13 protein-coding genes and 1 riboswitch are annotated in these 15,639 nt (G+C 72.2%); of the genes, 6 read left to right on the forward strand and 7 right to left on the reverse strand.

Features of this window, described 5'->3' with window-relative positions:
• Positions 1-16 precede the first annotated feature (16 nt).
• The 4 genes from ACQEU8_RS35210 to ACQEU8_RS35225 form a co-directional block, all read right to left on the reverse strand.
• Positions 17-964, reverse strand: coding sequence for an aldo/keto reductase (locus ACQEU8_RS35210; protein WP_433108957.1), 948 nt, complete (start codon positions 962-964; stop codon positions 17-19).
• Between the two features lie 102 nt (positions 965-1,066).
• Positions 1,067-2,110 (reverse strand): M23 family metallopeptidase, encoded by a 1,044-nt coding sequence (locus tag ACQEU8_RS35215; protein ID WP_433108959.1) that lies wholly within the window; start codon positions 2,108-2,110, stop codon positions 1,067-1,069.
• A gap of 315 nt (positions 2,111-2,425) precedes the next feature.
• A riboswitch (cyclic di-AMP (ydaO/yuaA leader) is annotated at positions 2,426-2,599 on the reverse strand.
• A gap of 174 nt (positions 2,600-2,773) precedes the next feature.
• Positions 2,774-3,622 carry a DUF4232 domain-containing protein gene (locus ACQEU8_RS35220; protein ID WP_433108428.1) on the reverse strand — a complete coding sequence of 283 codons (849 nt, stop codon included), beginning with the start codon at positions 3,620-3,622 and terminating at the stop codon, positions 2,774-2,776.
• A 400-nt stretch (positions 3,623-4,022) separates the two neighbouring features.
• Positions 4,023-5,942 (reverse strand): serine/threonine-protein kinase, encoded by a 1,920-nt coding sequence (locus ACQEU8_RS35225; RefSeq protein ID WP_433108430.1) that lies wholly within the window; start codon positions 5,940-5,942, stop codon positions 4,023-4,025.
• 18 nt (positions 5,943-5,960) lie between these two features.
• On the opposite strand from ACQEU8_RS35225, the gene ACQEU8_RS35230 reads away from it, so the two are divergent.
• From ACQEU8_RS35230 to ACQEU8_RS35240, 3 genes are all read left to right on the forward strand, one after another.
• The gene (locus tag ACQEU8_RS35230) at positions 5,961-6,599 is read left to right on the forward strand and encodes an RNA polymerase sigma factor (protein ID WP_433108432.1); all 639 of its coding nucleotides are present in this window, start codon (positions 5,961-5,963) and stop codon (positions 6,597-6,599) included.
• A gap of 47 nt (positions 6,600-6,646) precedes the next feature.
• Entirely contained in the window at positions 6,647-7,717 is a 1,071-nt protein-coding gene (locus ACQEU8_RS35235) for a sigma-70 family RNA polymerase sigma factor (protein WP_433108434.1), read from the forward strand.
• Positions 7,718-7,790: 73 nt separating this feature from the next.
• Positions 7,791-8,603, forward strand: a complete 813-nt coding sequence (locus ACQEU8_RS35240) for an SDR family oxidoreductase (protein WP_433108436.1) — start codon at positions 7,791-7,793, stop codon at positions 8,601-8,603.
• A 246-nt stretch (positions 8,604-8,849) separates the two neighbouring features.
• On the opposite strand, the gene ACQEU8_RS35245 is transcribed toward ACQEU8_RS35240, so the two are convergent.
• Positions 8,850-9,911, reverse strand: a complete 1,062-nt coding sequence (locus ACQEU8_RS35245) for an aldo/keto reductase (protein WP_433108438.1) — start codon at positions 9,909-9,911, stop codon at positions 8,850-8,852.
• A 157-nt stretch (positions 9,912-10,068) separates the two neighbouring features.
• Between ACQEU8_RS35245 and ACQEU8_RS35250 the strand changes: the two genes are divergently transcribed.
• A complete protein-coding gene (locus ACQEU8_RS35250) occupies positions 10,069-10,722 on the forward strand; it encodes a TetR/AcrR family transcriptional regulator (RefSeq protein ID WP_433108440.1) in 654 nt (217 codons plus the stop codon).
• Between the two features lie 24 nt (positions 10,723-10,746).
• Here ACQEU8_RS35250 and ACQEU8_RS35255 read toward each other — a convergent pair whose 3' ends face one another.
• The gene (locus tag ACQEU8_RS35255) at positions 10,747-11,679 is read right to left on the reverse strand and encodes a LysR family transcriptional regulator (RefSeq protein WP_433108442.1); all 933 of its coding nucleotides are present in this window, start codon (positions 11,677-11,679) and stop codon (positions 10,747-10,749) included.
• 138 nt (positions 11,680-11,817) lie between these two features.
• Here ACQEU8_RS35255 and ACQEU8_RS35260 point away from each other — a divergent pair, with 138 nt between their 5' ends.
• Both ACQEU8_RS35260 and ACQEU8_RS35265 read left to right on the forward strand, forming a co-directional pair.
• Positions 11,818-13,272 (forward strand): MFS transporter, encoded by a 1,455-nt coding sequence (locus ACQEU8_RS35260; protein ID WP_433108444.1) that lies wholly within the window; start codon positions 11,818-11,820, stop codon positions 13,270-13,272.
• Positions 13,273-13,324: 52 nt separating this feature from the next.
• Positions 13,325-14,425 carry an NAD-dependent epimerase/dehydratase family protein gene (locus ACQEU8_RS35265; RefSeq protein WP_433108446.1) on the forward strand — a complete coding sequence of 367 codons (1,101 nt, stop codon included), beginning with the start codon at positions 13,325-13,327 and terminating at the stop codon, positions 14,423-14,425.
• A 60-nt stretch (positions 14,426-14,485) separates the two neighbouring features.
• On the opposite strand, the gene ACQEU8_RS35270 is transcribed toward ACQEU8_RS35265, so the two are convergent.
• A complete protein-coding gene (locus ACQEU8_RS35270) occupies positions 14,486-15,637 on the reverse strand; it encodes a sensor histidine kinase (RefSeq protein ID WP_433108448.1) in 1,152 nt (383 codons plus the stop codon).
• Positions 15,638-15,639: the final 2 nt, after the last annotated feature.

The raw sequence follows: 15,639 nt of genomic DNA on the forward strand, positions 1-15,639 counted from the left end.
AGCCGCCCGGCCAGGGCTATGCCGAGGCGTCGGTCAGCAGGCGGAGTTCGTCGTTGGTGAGGCGGAGATCGGCGAGCGCCAGCAGCGCGGGGAGTTGCTCGACGGTGCGGGCACTGGCGATGGGCGCTGTGACGGTCGGCTGGGCGGCGAGCCAGGCGAGGGCGACAGTGGCCTCGGAGACCTGGTGGGCGTTGGCCACGGTGGTGAGCGCGGCGAGGACGCGCTGGCCGCGCTCGGTGGCGAGGTACCGGGCCGCCTTATCGGTGCGCGCCCCCTCGGGCGCGGTCTCGCCCGGACGGTACTTGCCGGTCAGAAAGCCCGACGCCAGCGCGTAGTACGGCAGTACGGCGAGGGATTCGCGCCCGGCGAGCTCCGCCAGCTCGCCCTCGTACGTGTCGCGCGAGACGAGGTTGTAGTGCGGCTGGAGCGCCACGTACCGGGCGGCGCCCTCCCGGTCGCTGAAGGCGAGCGACTCGGCGAGGCGGGACGGCGAGATGTTCGACGCGGCGATCTCACGGACCTTGCCCTCCCTGACGAGGTCGTCGAGTGCGCCGATGATGTCGGAGACCTCGACCGACTCGTCGTCGAAGTGCGTGTAGTACAGGTCGATGCGGTCCGTCCGCAGGCGGCGCAGCGAGTCCTCGCAGGCGGCCTTGATGGTGGCCGGGGCGAGGCCCATGTGGTCGGGGTGGCGGGCGACCTTGGTGGCGATGACGACGTTGTCCCGTACGGACGAGCCGCGTGCGGCGAGCCATTCGCCGATGACGGTCTCGGACTCGCCGCCCTTGTTGCCCTCCACCCAGGCCGAATACGCGTCGGCCGTGTCGATGGCGTTGCCGCCGGCGTCGGTGTAGGCGTCGAGTACGGCGAAGGACGTGGGGGTGTCGGCCGTCCAGCCGAAGACGTTGCCGCCGAGCACGAGCGGCGAGACGGACAGCTGACCGATCTTCTTGTCGGCATTCATCTGCATGCCGCGACCGTAACGCGGGGGCGGGCGGTGGCATGTCACCGCACACCGGACACCGCCCCCATCAGCCCTCAGGGCTCAGACGTCGGCCCTCAGGGCTCAGATGTCGACGCCCTTGGCGCGGAGCCAGGGCAGCGGGTCCACCGGGTCGCCGCCGTCGGGGCGGACCTCGACGTGCAGGTGCGGTCCCGAGGAGTTGCCGGTCGAGCCGACGCGGCCGATGACATCGCCCGTGCCGACCTTGTCGCCCGCCGATTTGGTCATGGACGAGAGGTGGCAGAACCAGAGTTCGGTGCCGTCCTCCAGCTTCAGCACGACGCGATAGCCGTACGAACCGGCCCAGCCCGCTTCCTTGATGGTGCCGCTGTGGACGGCCTTGACGGGGGTGCCGTTGGGGGCGGCGAAGTCCTGGCCGGTGTGGTCGTTCTGCCACATGCCGCCTGCCTGGCCGAAGCCGGCGGTGAGCTGGAAGGAGGCCAGCGGGGCGGTGTAGCTGCGGGCGAGCTTGGCGCGGCGTTCGGCCTCGGCCTTGCGCTTCTGCTCGGCCTCCGCCTTGCGCTTGGCCTCGGCGGCCTCGCGCGCGCGTTCGGCCTTGGCCTGCTTCTCCTCGGCGGCGGCCCGCTTCGCGGCTTCCTCCGCCGCCGCGTTCGCCGCCTGCCGGGCGGCCTCCTCGCGGGCTTCCGTGTCCTGCGTCGAGCGGTGCTGTTCGGCCTGCGCGAGGATGCGGGCCCGCAGTGCCTCGCCGGCGTTGGTCCCGCCTGTGGCCGCGTTCTCCGTATCGCCGGAGCCGTCAGCGCCGTCCGGGGAACCCGGGTCGTCCGCGTCGTCGGAGATGAGGGAGCCGATGCCGGGGAGGTCCTCGGCATCGGGCAGCTGGTCGGGGATGCTCCGGACCGTGTCGGCCGCGGTGTCCAGGTCCGGCACGGATATCGCGCCGGGGTCCTTGTCCTGGGCGGTCGCCATGCCGCCGGCGCCGACCGCCGCGATCATGCCGACGCCGAGTACGGCACCGCCGCGCGCCACACCGCCGGCCCGCTGCTTGGCGATCCGGTGCTTGCCGCGCAGCGGGCGGGTCGACTCCTCGGTGGGGTTCCACTCGTCCCACGGTTCGGCGCCTTGCGGCTGTTCGGAGACGACGGGCAGTTCGGAAGTGACGTGCGATGCGGAACGGATGTGAGGCGCCGAGGAGGCTTGGGGGGCGGCGGTGACGTGGGGTGCGGCGGACCGGATGGGGGCTGTGAGCCGTCCCGGCGCGGAGCCGTAAGGAGCCGGTTCGGAGCCGTAAGGAGTCGGCGCGGAGCCGTAAGAACCCGGTTCGGAGCCGTGGGGAACGGCGTTGGAGGGAGCGAAGCCGTAGGGGGCGGAGGAGCCGGCCTGGTCGACATGCGGGTCGTACCCGACGGTCTCGGGCGCGGGACCGGCAAAGCCCTGGGATCTGGACGCCACGGGGGCGCTCTCCTTTCCTTCCTTCTCGCCTACCGGGTTAGCTGACGGGTTCGGAGCAGGAAGGTCTCCTACGGGCGTCCTCTCGCAAGGGCGTCCGATTCACCCCATCCTCCTCGTCCGGCTGACGAGAAGGGGTGGTTCCCCGGTTCCCACGGTGCGGTCCAGCCAGTTGGGCGCTGCTGGTGCCCCGTATGCGGGATTCGGCGACGGCGCACGGTGCCGTCTTCCGTGACGACAGTGACGACCGTGCTGCGTTATCGGACGGTAATAGAACAGGGGCCTTGATTCCAAGCCGTTCCCTGTAATTGGTGCGGCCGCAGGCAGGCGGGTGGTGCCGCCAAAGGCTGACGGTGCCTCAGCTCAGCCGCCGGTACCGGGGGCCAGCGGGCCGATCTTGGGGACGGAGGCCTTGCCGGTGTTGGTGACCGGCCCGCCGGACCAGGGCGTACGGAGAGAGGTCCGCTCGTCGGGCGGGGTGACCCGCACGGCGCTCGGCGTGACCGTGGTGACGTTCGTCACCTCCGGGTTGGTGTACGAGAGCGGCGCCCACGCGCTCTTGCCGGGCGCAAGCGTGACGGTCCGGATCTCGCCACCCGTACGGTTCGGGTCGAAGGACACCTGCTCGCCGCTGCTGTTGACGAAGGCGAGCCCGGGGTAGCCGCGCACGGTGCAGCTGCTGCCCGACCGGTTGGTCAGGACCAGGGCGAAGTTCTCCTGCCCGGCACCCGGGTGGTTGGGGCCGAACGACGCCTTCAGATCGGAGGTGTGACACCGGGAGCCGGAGCCCGGCCCTCCGCTGCCGCCCGAGCTGCTCTCGTCGCCCGAGCCGCTCTCGTCGCCCGAGGAGCCCCCGGAGGAATCCCCGCCGCCCGAACCCGAAGAGCCCGAGCCGCCCGAGTTGCCGTCCTGCGAGCTGCTCCCGCCGGTTCCGTTGTCGCCACTGCCGCTGCCGCCCTTGTCGGAGCCGCCGTCGGACTCGCCCTCGGCGGGCGCGGCTTGGCCGTCGACCTTCTGCGGCCCCTCCGCATCCTTGTTGCAGCCGATCAGCAGCGCGCCCGCCGCCAGCACCGCCGTCGAGGCGGCCGCGATACGGGCCGCACGGCGATGGGAGCGGTACGGGGCTGCGGCAGGTCGGCGGGCCGCCAACGCCTCGGTGTCGTACAGGGGTTGTGAGAGGGGGGTGTTCGTCGGGTCCTGTCGCTTCGTCATGGTTGCCGTCCCCTGGTCGTCCTGGCTGCGGTCGTCCGGCCTCCCGCGGCAGCACGCGCTGGCTCGTCCTCGTCTCCAGCCTGCCCTCGGGCTTGTGGGCCGTACACAGCCTTCGATGGCCGACTTTTCGGCAAGGTTCACGGCAGTCGGGAGTTTTTTCGCGGTACGGCGAGGTGGGCGGGACCGCGCCGTGACGGGTGGGTTCGGAGGGGACGGGAGGGGCGGGAAGGGTGGGTGAGAGGCAGCCCGGGCGGGGGCAGCACGGCGGCGTACGGCGGACGAGGGGCCCTGCGCGCCGGGGTTGTACGCCGAGCCGAGCCCGTATCTCGGCGCCGTACCCGGACGTCCGTACGTCGGCGCCCGGGGCCGGACCCCGGCGCCCGGCGCCCGTGGACCGGTGCTACGACGCCGACTCGTTGACGCGCAAGCTGCTCAGCACCCGGTCCGTCCTGGCCGAACAGTCCTCGTTGCAGCGGATCTGCACATACACCGGAGGCTTGCCCTTCTGCTGAGGGGACAGGCCGATCTCTTCGAGCGAGAACCGGGGAGCGCCGCAGGCCGACCAGGTACGGACCTGCCCCTGCCAGCCCCCGCCCTTGAAATTACGGCTCCCTGTGTACTGACAGCCCTTGTGCTCGAGTTCGGCCACCTTGTCGGGCAGCGCCGACTGGGAGTCGGCGGCCCCCTGGGAGCTCGGGGTGCCCTTGTCGGCGCCGTCGGCGCCTTCGGCCTCGTCGGCCGAGGAACCGAGCCCCACGAAGACCCCGTTCGTTCCCGAGGTGAGGTCGTGCCAGCTGCCCACGTCCTCCGTCACGAGCAGCCCGGGGGCGCGCTTCGCCGACAGCCCCAGCGAGGAGGGGCGCCAGCCGGAGTCCTTCATCTCGTCCGCCCACACTCCCGGAATCCGCACGCTGATCTGCCCGCTCGCGTCATGCACCCGCACCGATGAGGGCGCCTTCCCGGGGTCTTTCGGCATCAGCAGCGAACTGGCCACACCGGCGCCGGCCAGCACGACGGCGGCCGACCCGATGGCGACGGCACGCCGCCGACCGCGACGAGGCGTCGCCCGAGCGGTCGCACCGGGCGCACCGCGTGGTCCGGCAACGGACGCCTGCGGGCCCGGCGTCTGCGGGTCGGACGCCCCGGAGACGGCGCTCTCGGACGCAGCTGGCTCAGCGGCGGACGACTCGGACGCGAATGACTTCGAACCAGCTGCCCCGAGACGGGACTTCTCGGGCGCGGATTCCTGGGCGAGGGACGACTCGGACGCAGCTGACCCAGCCGACGCAGCCGGCTCAGAAGCGGAACTCCCACCCTCAGATCCCCCACCCACCGGCTTCCGCGCCCCCCGCGACGGCGGATCCGTCGCGACCGTCGACGGCTGACCGGGCACCTGGGAAACCGGTCGTACGGCCAAAAAGGACACCTGCGACGCCGACGACGCGAAGCTGCCGCGCCCGTCGCCGCCCCGGCCCGGCTCCGCCGCGAACTCGTCCGGTCCGCCCTCAGGTGGCGGGTTCCGGTCGAGTTCCGTCGCGATCCGGTCGAGTTCGTCCGCGAACGCGGCGGCGGTCGGCCAGCGGCGCTCGCGGTCGGGCTCCATCGCACGTGCGACGGCCCGCGCCATCTCGGGCGGCAGCCCCGGACGAAGCTCGTCCAGCGGCATCACCCGTTCCGGCGTGCCCGGAACCGCGCCGGTCACCAGGTGGTAGAGCACCGCGCCCAAGCTGTAGATGTCCGCACGCGCGTCGATGCCCTCAAAGGGTTCGGCCTGTTCGGGGGCCATGTAGCCGACCGACCCGGCGACCACCGTGAGTCCCGAGGCCTGCGCGAGGTTCTTGGCCAGGCCCAGATCGGCGACCAGCACGCGCTCGCGGCCCTGCGCTCCGCCGCTGGTCAACAGCACGTTGGACGGCTTGATATCGCGGTGCACCACCCCGGACTCGTGCAGTGCCTCCACGCCGTGCGCCGCCTCCGAGGTGAGCCGCAGCGCCTCGGGCACCGGCAGCGGTCCGGCCGTCATCCGGTCGGCGACCGTGCCCCGGTCCGCGTGCTCCATGACGAAGTACGGCCGTTCGTCGTCCAGTTCACCCACGTCGAAGACCTGCACGACACCGCCCGACGACGCCCTGCGCAGCAGCCGCGCCTCGGCCAGGAAGCGCTCCCGGATGTCCATCCGGTGTGCCCAGTTGTCGGCCATCACCTTGACTGCGACAGGCGCTTCCAATCGGTCGTCGTGTGCGAGCCACACAACTGCGAACGCGCCGGAACCGAGACGACGTTCGACCCGGTAGCGGCCGATCAGATCAGGTGAAGGCATGCCCCTTATGATGCCTGGATGTGCCCACCGTCCTCCCCCCACGCCGTGAACCAGCCATCCGGACGGCCTGAGTCGGCGGGCTCCGGCGAATCGCCGTCGGCCTCCGACACCGAAGCACTCGCCGCGCGGGCGGCGGGCGGCGACAGTGCGGCTCTCGACGCACTGTTGCGCGCCATCCGACCGGACGTAGTACGACACTGTGGCCGGTTCCTCCTCTTCCGCGAGGACGCCGAGGAGGCCGCGCAGGACGTACTGCTCCAAGTGGCCCGGCACATCGAGCGCTTCCAGGGCCGTAGCCGCTTCAGTACCTGGCTGCACACGATCGTTGCGAACTGTTCACGTCAGAAGTACCGCGAGCTGAAGCGCCGGTCCGCCGAGCAGCCGGTGCTCCCGAACCAGACGGGAGGGCCGGAGACCCGCCCCGATCCGCGTACGACGAGCGTGATCGCCGGCTCCCGGGTGGACCTCCTGGAGGCGCTGGAGCGGCTGGAGCAGGAGAGCCCGCACCTGGTGGCGCCGTTGGTCTACCGGGATCTGTGCCAGATGGACTACGCCGAGATCGTCGACCGGCTCGGCATCCCGCTGGGCACCGTCAAGTCCCGGCTGCACCACGCCCGCAGGCAGATCAGGCCGTGGCTGAGCTCACAGGAGCTGTGAGCCACAGCCGTCGCCTGGGGCGGATGTCCGCGTGATGCACTGATCCCATGGCGGAGACGGCGGTGGCGGAGTTCGAGGCGCACAGGGCGCGGCTCTTCGGGATCGCCTACCGGATGCTGGGCTCGGCGTCCGAGGCGGAGGACATCGTCCAGGAGGCGTATCTGCGCTGGGAGCGCGCCGACCGAAGCGCGATGCTGGCTCCAGGCCCGTGGCTGGCGAAAGTGGTCACCAATCTCAGCCTCAACGAGCTGACCTCGGCGCGCGTACGGCGCGAACGGTACGTGGGCCAGTGGCTGCCCGAGCCCGTACTGACGGCGACAAGCGGCGCCGACGGGCGGGCGGGCGCGGGAGTCGGCGGGGCGGCCGGGGCAACCCCGCCGCTGGGTCCGCTGGAGACCGCCGAGCAGCGCGACTCCGTCTCGTTCGCGCTGCTGGTCCTGCTGGAGCGGCTCACTCCGCCCGAGCGTGCGGTGTTCGTCCTCCGTGAGGCGTTCGCCTATCCGCACCGTGAGATCGCCGAAGTGCTGGAGGTCTCGGAGGCGAATTCGCGCCAGCTCTACCGACGGGCCAAGCAGGCGGTGCACGGGAGCGCGCTTGCCGCGCGGACCGCATCCGCCGGGCCGACCGCACGGACCACACCCACCGCGTCCGCCGCACCGACCGCAGCCGCAGCACCGACCGCCGCCGTCGACGGCCGCAGCGGCAGCGACCAGCAGCCGGAGCGGGAGCGGGAACGCTGGGTCGGGCTGGTGGAGACCTTCGTGACGGCCGCCCGTGAGGGCGATCTCGCCCGGCTGGAGCGGCTGCTGGCCGACGATGTGGTCTCGTACGCGGACGGTGGCGGCCAGGTCGGCACCGCGCGCCGCCCGATCCTGGGCCCGTCGAAGGTCGCGCGGTATCTGGCCGGTGGGCTGACCAAGTTCGCGGCCGGTGTGGATCTGGTGCCGTACGAGGTGAACGGCGGGCCCGCGCTGCTGGCTCTCGCCGAGGGGCAGTTGCTGGGAGTGGTGTCGCTGGAGGTGGCCGACGGGCGCATCGCCGAGCTGCGGATCTCGGTGAACCCGGACAAGCTCGCGTACGCGGCCCGGCAGCTCGCCGTATGTCGGCCGGTCGGGTAAGGGCTGTCACGTCCGGGGCCGCCATCCGGTTCTCCAGGTGACAGTGCCACACCGATCCGGAGGAACGAGTTCCATGGCCCCCTCGAACGACTCCACCGCTCCCGCCGGCCCCGCCCCGGGCGACGGGCCCGTGCTGGTGACCGGCGGCACCGGGACCCTCGGCCGCCCCCTCGTGGCCGAGCTGCTGGCGGACGGCGTCCCCGTACGCGTCATGAGCAGACGGCCCCGCCGACCGGACGACGACCGGCCCTGCGAGTGGGCGGTCTGCGATCTCACCAAAGGCGTCGGGCTGGCCGCCGCCGTCTCCGGCGTACGGGCCATCGTGCACTGTGCCACCGACCCGTGGCGGGAGGCGATGGTGCTCTCCCGGGTGGTCGAGGCGGCGCGGGAGGCGGGCGTCGGGCACCTCGTCTACATCTCCATCGTGGGCGTCGACCGGGTGCCGTTCCCGTACTACAAGGGCAAGTTCGCGGCCGAACGGCTGCTGGAGACGTCGGGGCTTCCGTACACGATCCTGCGGGCCACACAATTCCACAATCTGGTGGCCGCGATGGCCACCGCGCAGCGACGGCTGCCGTTCGCCCTCACGCCGTCCGGTTTCCGCTTCCAGCCGGTGGAGGTCACCGAGGTCGCCCACCGCCTCGCCGAACTGGTACGCGGCGAGGCAGCGGGCCGGGTGCCGGACATGGGAGGGCCGCGGGTGCACACCGCGCGCGAGCTCATCGAGGAGACCCTCCGGTCGACCGGACTCTCCCGCCGCGTCGTCGGCCTCCCCCTCCCCGGCCGCACGGCCCGCGCCTTCCGCCGCGGCGGCAACCTCGCCCCGGACCACGCCACCGGAAAGGTCACCTTCGCCGAGTTCCTGGCGTCCCGGACAGCGGACTAGGTCGTGTCCGGCGGATCTTGCGTACCCGGCAATGGAGGGCTGCGCTTGCCCACCCTGCGCCTTGGGGGTACCTCCCGGACGGAGTCTGGGGGAGCAGCCTGCCCAAGCGCAGCAGGGGGACGCGCCCCGAAGGGGCGCGGGGAACTGCGCGACCAGCCACAACGCACCCGTAGCCCGCCGGCGTCGGGCAGGGGCATCCCCTCATCGAACAACGGAGAGGGCCAGTCAAGATCCGCCGGACACGGCTTAGTCCCCGGCGGCGGGCTGGTTGAGGGTGACGGGTGGTGGGCTGAGCCGGGCGAAGCCCTCCTGGCGCTGGTACGGGAAGTAGGGGTACGCCGCGTCCTTGGCGCTCGCCTCGTCCAGCCTGGCGGCCTGCTCCGGGGTGAGGCTCCAGCCGACCGCGCCGATGTTCTGGCGCAGTTGCTCCTCGTCGCGGGCGCCGACGATGACGGAGGAGACGGTCGGGCGGCGCAGCAGCCAGTTGAGCGCGACCTGCGGAACCGTCCGACCGGTCTCCTCGGCCACGGCGTCCAGCGCGTCGACCACGCGGTGGAGGAGTTCGTCGTCGACGGGCGGACCGAACGCGGCGGTGCGGTGCAGGCGGCTCTGCTCGGGCAGCGGCTGCCCGCGCCGTATCTTCCCGGTCAGCCGTCCCCAGCCCAGTGGGCTCCACACGACCGCGCCGACCCCTTGGTCGAGCCCCAGGGGCATCAGCTCCCACTCGTAGTCGCGGCCGATGAGCGAGTAGTAGACCTGGTGGGCCACATGCCGGGGATAGCCGTACTTGTCCGCCGTGGCCAGGGACTTCATCAGCTGCCAGCCCGAGTGGTTCGACACCCCCGTGTAGCGGATCTTCCCTTCGCGTACGAGCTGGTCGAGGGTGGCGAGGACCTCTTCCTGCGGGGTCGCGGCGTCGTACGCGTGGAGTTGGAAGAGGTCGATGCGGTCGGTGCCGAGGCGGCGCAGCGCGTCCTCGGTCGCCTTGACGAGGCGGGCCCGTGAGGTGCCGTGGTCGCCCGGCCCCTCGCCCATGGGCAGGCCCGCCTTGGTGGAGATGAGCACCTGGTCGCGGCGGCCCTTGACGGCCTGGCCCAGCACTTCCTCGGAGGCTCCGGCCGAGTAGACGTCGGCGGTGTCGAACATCGTGATTCCGGCGTCGAGCGCGATGTCCACCAATCGGCGCGCGGCGCGGGCGTCGGTGTCGCCCCAGTCCCCGAAGAGCGGTCCCCGGCCGCCGAAGGTGCCGGTCCCCAGGCTCAGCGCCGGGACCCGTAGCCCGGAGGCACCCAACTGTCGGTATTCCATGGCTCGTTCTCGCTTTCCTCTTTACCGGCGTCCCTCTTTACAGGCGCCTCGGCATGCGCTTCTGCACGCCTCGATGAGTGCTTAACGGAACCAGCGTCCCGTTAGCTGAGCCAGTACCGTAACAGGTGCGAGCCGTTAAGGGAACTGGAGACCCGTTGTGAGACCCGAGCCGGGAACCCGGCGGAATACGACCGCGCCGGACACCGTCGCCGTACCCGGCACGGTGCGCCCCGGGGGGCGCACGGCGCGGGTGCGCGAAGCAGTGCTGCGCGCCGCCGGCGACGCACTCGCCGAGCATGGATTCGCGCACCTCGACCTCGCGGAGGTCGCCCGTCGCGCCGGGGTCGGCAAGACGACCGTCTACCGACGCTGGGGAACGGTAACCGCACTGCTGGCCGACCTGCTCGACGACATGGCCGAGCAGTCGGAGCCACGCACCGAGACGGGCTCCCTGCTGGACGACCTGGAGGCCAACGCCACGCTCGTACGGCGCACGCTGACGGATCCCCGGCAGGGCGCGCTGTTCAAGGCCGTCATCGCCGCCGCGACGTGCGACCCGCTCGCCGCCGAGGCACTGCACCGGTTCTACGCGGCCCGGGTCGCGGAGTGGGCACCCTGCGTCCAGCAGGCCGCGGACCGGGGCGAGGTACCGGCGGACACCGACCCCGAACAGGTCATCCGCGCCGTCTCCGCGCCGCTCTACTACCAGCTGCTGACCACCGGCACCCCGCTCGACCGGCCCGCCGCCGAGCGCGCGGCGCGCGCGGCGTACGAAGCGGCCCGCGCGGGCGCCTTCCGCCGCGAGCGGTGAGACTTCCTGGAGTCCCAGCTCCCCCTACGGCCGCCCGTCGGGCTGAGCCGTCCGCGGGGCGCTCCCCGCTATCGCTTCCGTGAACGCCTGGACCTGCGGCGTCAGGGGGCCTCGGCGGCGCACCAGTCCGTACGCCAGTGACGCCGCCTCGGGGAGGGGGACGTAGCTGACCCCGGGGTGGGGGAAGTACGTCTCCGCGTGCGCGCCCGACAGCAGGGCGCCCTTGCCCGCCGCCACCAGAACGAGGGCTTCCTGCACGCTGGTGACCGGCAGCCCCGGCGGGATGGAGCGCCCCGCGGGCGTCCGCGCGGGGGCCAACTGCTCACGGCACAGCACCGGCAGCCCCTCCCGCATGGTCAGCAGGGGCGTCTCCCCCAGGTCGGCCAGATCCTCCGGGGAAGCGACCCCGCGCAGCGCCAGCGGATGCCCGTTCCGCACCGCCAGCACCCGTGGTTCGCTGAACAGTTCGGGCCCCTCCACCAGATCGGCCTCCCCGGCGGGGAGTTCCGCGAGCTGTACGTCGTAGGCGCCGGCGCGGAGCTTTCCGAACGGGTCGGCCAGCGGAATCTCGCATGGCTCGACCACGAGCCCCGGCCACCGCTCGGCCAGTGCTTTCGCCGCGCGCATCACGACCTCGCCGGCCAGCGGTCCGGAGAAGCCCACATGCAGCACGCCCCGCGGCTCCCCCGCGCGCCGCGCTGCGGTGGCCGCCGCGCGGGTCAGCGCCTCGTCCATGGCGCGCTGGTGCGGCGCGAGGTCGTCGCGGAGCTGCCGCCCCAGCTCGGTGAGCGTCACCGTGCGGCTCGTACGGTGGAACAGCGGCGCGCCGACCCGTCTTTCGAGCCGCTGTACGAGCTGGCTGACGCGGGCGCGGGAGAGATGCATGCGCGCCGCGGTGCGCCCGAAGTGCAACTCCTCGGCCAGTATCAGCAGGCACGTCACCTCGTCGCGTTCCATACCGCCGCCGCACCCCCTGCATCGTTCAGTCTGGCTGAACGCAACGTTGCCTTGTTCGCCGTTGTTCCCCGCGCCCGCCCGGCGGAGGGTGAGAGCGTGGCAACTCACCTCAACCCCCGGAATTACCCGCATCTCCGAATGTCCGCCCGCGAAAGGGGCGTATTGCTGGTCCTCTGCGGTGCCGTCTTCCTCGAAGGCATCGACATCGGCATGCTCAACGTGGCACTGCCCGCCATCCGCGCCGATCTCGGCATGCCGGTCGGCGAGTTGCAATGGGTCATGAGCTCCTACGTGCTCGGCTACGGCGGCTTCATGCTGCTGGGCGGCCGCGCGGCCGACCTGTACGGGCGGCGCCGGATGTTCGTGCTGTCGCTCGCCGTCTTCCTCGCCTTCTCCGGGCTCGCCGGGCTGGCGAGCGAGGGCTGGACGCTGATCGCGGCCCGCTTCGTCACCGGCGTCGCGGCGGCGTTCATGACCCCTGCCGGGCTGTCGCTGATCACCACGAGCTTCAGCGAGGGCAGACAGCGGAACAAGGCGCTGCTCATCTACTCCGGCACCGGTGCGGCGGGGTTCTCCACCGGGCTGGTCTTCGGCGGTCTGCTGACCGTGCTCGGCTGGCGCTGGGTGTTCTTCGCCCCTGTCGCGCTCTCCGCGCTGATCCTGGCCGCCGCGCTGGTGCTGGTGCCGCGCGAACCCCGAGCCGAGCTCCGGGCCGAACCCGGCACGGACGCGGAACCGTGCCGCAGCTTCGACCTGGCGGGCGGAGTGACGATCACGGCAGCTCTCGTTCTGCTGGTCCTCGGCATCGAGCGGGCCACGCACAGCAGTTGGCCACGGACGCTGACCGTACTGGCTGCCGGGGCGGTCCTCCTCGGTGTCTTCGTACTGATCGAACGTCGCACTGCTGCACCGTTGATCCGGCTGGGCATGTTGCGTTCGGGACCCCTCGTACGCGCCAACGCGGCGGCGCTGCTGTTCGCCGGTGCCTTCTTCGGCTTCCAGTTCCTCGTCGTCCTGTACCTCCAGGAGCTGCGCGGCTGGTCGACGCTGGAGACGAGCCTGGCGATGCTGGTGGCCGGTGTGGACGCGGTGCTCTCTCCGACGGTCGTGCCGCGGCTGGTCAACCGCTTCGGGAGTTCGCGGGTGGTCCTCGCCGGAGTGCTGGCCGCCGCGCTGGCCTACGCCCTGTTCCTGCCCGTCGGGGCTGAGTGGTCGTATCTGGCGATGCTGCCGAGCCTGACCCTGGTCGGGGTCGCCTTCGCGCTGGCGTACGGGCCGCTGACCATCCTGGCGACCGACGGCGTCGCCGAGGAGGAGCAGGGTGTGGCAGGCGCGCTGCTGTTCGCCTCCGTCCAGTTCGGTGCCGCGCTCGGCCTCTCCGGTGCGGCGGCCGCCAACATGGCGGCCACCCATGCGGACACCCCCGCAGCACTGCTGGACGGCTACCGGGCGGGACTCCTGGTGCCCCTGGCCGCGGCGCTGCTGGCCGCAACCGTTGCGGCGTTCGGACTGCGCGGGCGGCGCACAGTGGCACAGCAGCCGGTGGCGGGAAGCGCACCCGGTGCCGAATCCGTGGTTCTTACGGAGCGGTGACACGGGCGCCGCGTGCCGGTACGCGGCGCGACAGCGCGCCTAGCGTGGCCGTATGCGCGTTCTTGTCACCGGCGGTGCCGGGTTCATCGGTTCCCATGTCGTGGAGGCCCTGACCGCAGCGGGCCACGAGGCGGTCGTCCTGGACGCCCTGCTGCCCTCGGCACACGGTGCGGATGCCGCACCTCCGGCCGCTGCGTCGGGGGTGCGGCAGCTGCACGGTGACGTACGCGACCAGGACGCCGTCGCCGACGCGCTGCGCGGTGTGGACGCGGTGTGCCACCAGGCGGCGATGGTCGGCCTGGGCAAGAACTTCTCCGACGCACCCGAGTACGTCAGCTGCAACGACCTCGGCACAGCAGTGCTGCTGACCGCGATGGAACGCACCGGAGTGCGTGCACTGGTGCTCGCCGGGTCGATGGTCGTCTACGGCGAAGGGCGCTACGAGTGCCCGCGGCACGGTGTCGTCCGCCCGGGGCCGCGCGCCGTGCCGGACCTGCGCGCCGGACAGTTCGAGCCGCCCTGCCCCGACTGCGGCGCCCCGCTCCGCCCCGGCCTGGTCGACGAGGACGCGCCGCTCGACCCCCGCAACACCTACGCCACCACCAAGCTCGCCCAGGAGCATCTGGCCGCGGCGTGGGCGCGGGCCGTCGAAGGACGTGCCGTATCGCTGCGCTACCACAACGTCTACGGCCCCGGAATGCCCAGCGACACCCCGTACGCGGGCGTCGCCTCGTTCTTCCGCTCCGCCCTCGCCCGCGGCGCGGCACCCACCGTCTACGAGGACGGCGCACAGCGACGGGACTTCGTCCATGTACGGGACATCGCGGCAGCCAACCTCATCGCCCTGGAGGCCGTGCACACCGGAGCGGCGGCGCACCGGCCCGGCTCCTTCACGGCCTACAACACCGGCAGCGGCGACCCGCACACCGTCGGCGAGATGGCCGTCGCACTGGCCGAGTTCCACGGCGGCCCCGACCCGGTCGTGACGGGCGAGTACCGGCTGGGCGACGTACGGCACATCACGGCGTCCTCCCAGCGGGCCGCACGCGAACTGGGGTGGCGGGCGCACATCGGCTTCGCGGCGGGCATGAAGGAGTTCGCGGCGGCCGATATGAGGGCGTCCGGCATGAGGGCGCCGTTGCAACAGGCGTAGCGAGGGCGTTGCAGTAGTCGTAGCAACGGCATTGCGGTGAGGGGAGTGGAGCCGCACCGCTCAGCCCGCCTCCGCGCCGGCTCTCCGGCCCGGCACCGCCCTCGGCAGCGTCAGTTCGAAGCAGCAGCCGCCGGTCACATTGCGGACCGCAGCCGTGCCCTGGTGGGCCTCGACGATGCCGCGGACGATGGCCAGCCCGAGGCCCGCGCCCGGGGGCGTACGGGCGTGTGTGCCGCGCCAGCCGGTGTCGAAGACGCGAGGCAGGTCCTCCTCGGGGATGCCGCCGCAGCCGTCCGTGACGGACAGTACGACCTTCTCGCCCTCCTCCGCGCTGCGCGCGTGCACGGCGACGGTGCCGTCCGCCGGGGTGCGCCGGATGGCGTTGACGAGGAGATTGCCGAGCACTCTGGTCATCTCGCGGGGGTCCACCTCGACGGGAACGGCGGCCACCGCGTCGCCGACCAGGCGGACGCCGTTCTGCCGGGCGAGCGGGTCGGCGCCCGCCAGTGCCTCCTCGACGAGTTCGGACAGGGACACCTGGTGCGTGGTCAGGGCCAGTGTGCCCGCGTGGATGCGGGAGAGCTCGAACAGGTCGCCGACCATGGAGTTGAGCCGTTCGACCTCGGTACGGATCTGCCGCAGAGTGCGCCCGGTGTCCTCCACCATGCCGTCCTCCAGCGCCTCGGACATGGCGCGCAGTCCGGCCAGCGGGGTGCGCAGATCGTGCGAGATCCAGGCGATCAGTTCGCGCCGTGAGCTCTCCAGTGCCCGCTCGCGGTCCCGGGAGGCGGCCAGCTTCTCGCTGGTGGCGGCGAGTTCACGGGTGAGCGCGGCGAACTCGGCCGGATCGCCCGCCTCGGCCGCGCCGGGTGCCGGGAAGCTGCCGCCGTCCCCGAAGGACCGCGCTGCCTGGGTGAGGGCGTTGCTGCGGGCCGCCACCCAGCGGCCCAGCAGCAGCGCGGTGGCCAGTGAGACGACGGCCGCCATGGCGACGACTGTGGTGACGACGAACAGGTCGTGCCGAGAGAGGAACATGGCCCAGGCGACGGCGAGTGTCCCGGTGAACATGGCCGTCACGGCGACTGTCGAGACGACCGTCAGCGAGACGGCGAGTGAGCGGTGCCGCAGCGCCCGCAGCGCCAAGGCGCCCAGCAGTCCGGCCACGGCGGCGCCGAGGAAGGCGAACAGGGCGATCAGCAGCATGTCCTGCACGG

Source organism: Streptomyces sp. CA-250714 (assembly GCF_050936705.1).
Classification (GTDB): Bacteria; Actinomycetota; Actinomycetes; order Streptomycetales; family Streptomycetaceae; genus Streptomyces.